1 protein-coding gene is annotated in these 1,239 nt (G+C 71.3%); it reads left to right on the top strand.

Annotation, left to right across the window (positions count from 1 at the left end):
- Window positions 1-272 precede the first annotated feature (272 nt).
- Window positions 273-1,239, top strand: a 967-nt coding sequence (locus QQZ14_RS12795) for an MCP four helix bundle domain-containing protein (RefSeq protein WP_284534708.1), incomplete at its 3' end; no start/stop codon positions are given.

Raw genomic sequence — 1,239 nt, 5'->3', positions numbered from 1 at the left:
TGTCGCGCAACGTGGCGGAGGCCTCGACCGGGTCGGGTGAGATCGCGACCAACATCTCCGGGGTGGCTGCTGCGGCGGACACCACGACGCAGGCGGTCAACCAGACGCTCACCGCGATCCAGGAGCTCGCCCGGATGTCGCAGGACCTGCGCAGCGAGGTCAGCCGCTTCCGTCGCTGAGCGGTCGACCGCTCACATCAGTTGTCCAACCCAGCCACCGGCGCGACCCGTCGCGCCGGTGGCTCATCACGAGATCTATCGGGAGATGCCGTCATGTCCGTTCGCCCCAGCTCCAGCGCCGCACTGGGCAGGCTCGCCGACCTCGGGCTCCGCACCAAGGTCCTCTCCGCCGTGCTGCTGACCGCCGTGATCGCCGTCACCGTCGGCGTCGTCGGTCTTAGTGCCCTGTCGGGCTCGGCGGACCGGGCCGAGGCTCTCTACGCCGACAACGTCACGCGTATCCAGGCTGCCGCCGACATGCGCGCGACGATCAACGGCATGCGGCAGAGCGCCCGCGACGCCGTCATCGCGGTCGGCGACGCCGACACCACGGCTGCGGTCCAGGAGCTCGTCGCGGGGGAGGGAGAGTTCCAGAAGGCCGCTGCGCGCTACTCGGCCGGCGGGCTCGACGCCGCACGACAGACGCAGTACGACCGGCTGCAGGCCGACATCGCCGAGTACGTCGACCAGCAGCGGACCGTCATGGCGCCGCTGGCCCATCGCGAGGACCGAGCGGGGTGGATCGAGGCCAACGACACCGTGATCCACCCGATCACCGACGCGATGACCGGCGAGGTCGCAGCCCTGGTCGATCTGGAGCAGAAGGACGCCGCCCGGGCCGCCGCGGAGACCCGGACCTCCTACACCAGCAGCAGGAACCTCAGCATCGCGCTGCTCATCGTCGGCGTGGTGCTCGCCGTCGGCCTCGGCTGGGTGGTCGGCACCGCGCTGGCCCGCCGGGTCGGCCGCGTCAAGGTCGTCGCCGACGCGCTCGCGGCCGGTGACCTGACGCACCGCTCTGGCGTCTCGTCCAACGACGAGGTCGGTCGGATGGCGCAGAGCCTCGACACCGCGGTCACCAACCTGCGCGCCCTCATCGGCAGCGTGGTGGGTTCGGCGGATGCGGTGGCGGCTGCGTCGGAGGAGTTGTCGGCGTCGTCGCAGCAGATTGCGGCGGGTGCGGAGGAGACGTCGGTGCAGGCGGGTGTGGTGTCGGGTGCTGCTGAGGAGGTGTCGCGCA

Source organism: Nocardioides sp. T2.26MG-1, assembly GCF_950101795.1.
In the GTDB taxonomy this organism is placed as follows: Bacteria; Actinomycetota; Actinomycetes; order Propionibacteriales; family Nocardioidaceae; genus Nocardioides.
This window is presented reverse-complemented; position numbering and strand designations above follow the sequence as displayed.